The sequence below is a fragment of the Streptomyces sp. genome, from assembly GCF_036566765.1.
Classification (GTDB): domain Bacteria; phylum Actinomycetota; class Actinomycetes; order Streptomycetales; family Streptomycetaceae; genus Streptomyces.
Genome location: NZ_DATCVQ010000267.1, coordinates 1 through 2,875, shown reverse-complemented (window position 1 = coordinate 2,875; position 2,875 = coordinate 1). Strand labels below are relative to the sequence as shown.

Here is a 2,875-nt window from a genome sequence, read left to right as displayed (position 1 = left end):
CCGTTCTATGCCTGATTTCGCTCACCGTAAACGCATATGACGCTCCGTGGCAAGTCGCTTGCGCAGCGTCAACTCCTAGGGTGGGCGGGCGGGTTAAGCCCAGGCCCATACCCCTTCCTCAGAAACAGCGCCCGAGGCTGAGGACTTGAGCTTCGGGGCCGGCGGGCTCAGCAGGAGCCGTCGGTGACGGACGTGTCGAGCAGCTGCTTCACGTAGACCGGGCTCACCGGATTCGCCTCCAGCGGGGTCGTCTTGACCGTCATGCAGAATTTCACCGTGGTGTCGTCCGTGCTGATCTCGTACCGCCCGTCGGAGTACTTGGCGACGTCGACGCCGAGGTCCGGCCCCGCGCCGGTCTCCTCGATCGCGTCCCGGATGCGGCCGTCGATCGAGAAGTGCATGTAAGGGTCGTGGACGCTCCCGTCGAGCTGTCGTTCGGCCTGGTGGACCCCGTCGCGCAGCTCGCCGTCGCTCCACGTCCACTCGGCCTCCATGGCGAACAGCGCGCCGAACGCGATGAGCGGCGTGATCACGATGAGCGCGAGCCCGACTGGGTTCCGGTGGTTGTACACGTACCGGCTGGTGCCCCACTTGCTCCGTACGAACACGGGCTCGTCGCTGCTGCTGTCCATGGGCGCCATCCTGCCCCTTGACGGGCAGACGGGCCCCCGCCGGGGCGGGGGCCTGTCTGAGGCTCAGCGCGTGACGCCCGCGACGAACGCGGACCAGGCAGCGGCCCGGAACACGAGCTTCGGGCCGTCGGGGTTCTTGGAGTCCCGAACGGGGACGACGCCGGGGTGCTCGTCGGAGACTTCGAGGCAGTTGCCGCCGGTGCCGTCGCTGTACGAGGACTTGCGCCAGGTCGCGACCTCGACGCAGTCGCCGCCGTCGCCGCCACTGAAGCTGGACTTGATCCACACGGCCGTGCTCAGGTCGTACTCAGGGCTGTCGATCTTCATGGGCGTAATCCTCCGCCACGGACTCGATCAGGGCCAGGGATTCTCGCGGTGGCAACGCGGCGGCCCCGAGCAGATCGTAGGTCAGCTCGTAGTGACGGACCGTCGCGGGATCGTCCTCCAACCGGCCTGTGCCCAGGCCTTGGAGGTAGGTCAATGATGGGGCGTCGTCGAAGGCCATCAGCTTCATTGATCCGGTCATCGGACCGTAGGCTCCCGCCTTGAACGGCAACACCTGCACGATCACTCTGTGCCGTTTGGCCAGCGCCACGACATGCCGTAGCGCCTCCGCCATCACCGCCTTGCCTCCGACCTCTTGGCGGAGCACCGCCTCGCCCAGCACCACCCACAACAACGGCTTTGTTGGGTGCGCGAGCAGCTTCGACCGTGCCAGCCTCGCGTCCACCAGCTCGTCGATCACGTCTTCCGTGGCCGTCGGCTGATAGGCGCGGAACACCTCCCTCGCGTACGCCTCCGTCTGCATCAGCCCCGGGATCAGCAGCGGCGCGAACTCCTTGATCGTCACCGCGATCGCTTCCGCCTCCGCTGCCTCCGCGAAGTGGTCCGGGTACCTCGACTTGTTCGCCGCCCGGCAGTTCCGTTCGAAGAAGCCGCCCGTGCCCAACAACCCGTCCAGTTGGACCGCGATGTCCAGCGGAATCCGTCGCGTCCCCGCCTCCATCTGGCCGATGTACGAGCCGCTCACGAACAGCAGCTCGCCCAGGGCCTCCTGGCTGAGGCCCTTGCGTTCGCGTGCGTGGCGGAGTTCGGCGCCGATTATCGCTCTGGGTGAGGTCGAGGGGTCAGGTTTCCTCGGGCCGCCGGTTCCGGCCATTGTCATCAACTCCAGCTCACACATGTGCGGTTGTTGGGGTGTCACGACTGTTCCCAGTGTCCTCCGCCCGGACACTCTGGGTGCACGAAATCGATACACAGAGTGGAGGAGTCGGTAAGGTGGAAACTTCGTTGGATCGCCTGCGCGCGGCGCAGCAGGTCGTCGACCAGCTGAAATCCGAGTTGGACGCGGTCGACGTCATCCTGCCGTCGCTCGGCGTCGATCTTCTGACGCTGGCCGGGAGAGGCCCGGAGTCCCCGTACCCGCTGGTGGATCTGGGGCGGTGCAACATGGACACCGCGCTGCGGCTCGCGGCCGTGCTCAGCGAGGGGCGGCGGTGAACGCGGGCGCCGCCGCGCACGCGGTCGGGGCGTACGTCGTCGACTCGCGTGACGGGCGCGTCGGCCGGGTCATGGGACGGCAGGGCCCGTACGTGCAGCTACGGCCGCCGGGTGGTGGGCTGGAGTGGGACTGTCCGGCGGAGGCCCTCGCTCCTGCCGCGCCCCGCGACGTGCTCCGGGCCCGCGTGCGGGCGGTCAACCGCGACGGGCGGCTTCCCTGAGCCGGTGCCGCGCCACGTGCTCCTGCCATTCCTTGTGCTGCGGCAGCCACTCCTTGATCTCGCGCGGAGTGCGGGGTCGGTCCCCGGGGCCGCCGCAGCAGGTCTTGTGGAAGCCGACGCCGGCGTCGAAGAGCGTGGCGAGGACTCGCCACGCGGCGGCGTCGCCGCGGCGAGGCGGGGCGAAGGCGGAGCCGGCGTGGATCATCGGCTCGGCGCAGCGCGGACAGCGCCGCTCGCGCTCGGGGTCGTACCACTGCTTGTACGAGGCCCGGCACGGGACGCAGACGTACGAGGTCTTTCCGTGAGACATGATCACCGGTCCAGAAGTCGGCGGAGCCAGCGGGTACGGGCCTCCAGCGCGTCCCGGCTGACGGTGGCGTTTGGGGCGATGGTGTCGTAGCCGTGGAAGGCGCCCGGCCAGACGTGGAGTTCGGCGTCGCGGCCCGTTCGCCAGAGGGTGTCGGCGTAGGCGACTGCGTCGTCGCGGAAGTTTTCGGCCGAGCCGACGTCGATGTACGTCGG

Annotated in this window: 7 protein-coding genes; 2 read left to right on the top strand and 5 right to left on the bottom strand. The window is 68.6% G+C overall.

Translation table 11 applies throughout. From position 1 onward, the window contains the following. Positions 1 to 167: 167 nt before the first annotated feature. The 3 genes from VIU94_RS15045 to VIU94_RS15035 form a co-directional block, all read right to left on the bottom strand. Complete coding sequence (locus VIU94_RS15045) at positions 168 to 632, bottom strand: hypothetical protein (RefSeq protein ID WP_331911649.1); 465 nt, start codon at positions 630 to 632, stop codon at positions 168 to 170. A 63-nt stretch (positions 633 to 695) separates the two neighbouring features. Continuing rightward, a complete protein-coding gene (locus VIU94_RS15040; RefSeq protein WP_331911647.1) occupies positions 696 to 959 on the bottom strand; it encodes a DUF397 domain-containing protein in 264 nt (87 codons plus the stop codon). Continuing rightward, on the bottom strand, positions 940 to 1,815 hold the full coding sequence (locus tag VIU94_RS15035; protein ID WP_331911645.1) for a helix-turn-helix domain-containing protein: 876 nt from the start codon (positions 1,813 to 1,815) through the stop codon (positions 940 to 942). The genes VIU94_RS15040 and VIU94_RS15035 overlap by 20 nt, the downstream gene beginning before the upstream one ends. A gap of 95 nt (positions 1,816 to 1,910) precedes the next feature. Between VIU94_RS15035 and VIU94_RS15030 the strand changes: the two genes are divergently transcribed. Both VIU94_RS15030 and VIU94_RS15025 read left to right on the top strand, forming a co-directional pair. Beyond that, a complete protein-coding gene (locus VIU94_RS15030; protein WP_331911643.1) occupies positions 1,911 to 2,132 on the top strand; it encodes a hypothetical protein in 222 nt (73 codons plus the stop codon). After that, positions 2,129 to 2,353: a hypothetical protein gene (locus tag VIU94_RS15025; protein ID WP_331911641.1), complete on the top strand. Its 225-nt coding sequence runs from the start codon at positions 2,129 to 2,131 to the stop codon at positions 2,351 to 2,353. Before VIU94_RS15030 ends, VIU94_RS15025 begins: the two co-directional genes overlap by 4 nt. Here VIU94_RS15025 and VIU94_RS15020 read toward each other — a convergent pair. Both VIU94_RS15020 and VIU94_RS15015 read right to left on the bottom strand, forming a co-directional pair. Continuing rightward, complete coding sequence (locus VIU94_RS15020) at positions 2,328 to 2,663, bottom strand: deoxyxylulose-5-phosphate synthase (protein WP_331911639.1); 336 nt, start codon at positions 2,661 to 2,663, stop codon at positions 2,328 to 2,330. The genes VIU94_RS15025 and VIU94_RS15020 overlap by 26 nt on opposite strands. A gap of 2 nt (positions 2,664 to 2,665) precedes the next feature. Further along, positions 2,666 to 2,875 (bottom strand): alpha/beta hydrolase (locus tag VIU94_RS15015; protein WP_414720956.1); only part of this gene is annotated, 210 nt, incomplete at its 5' end.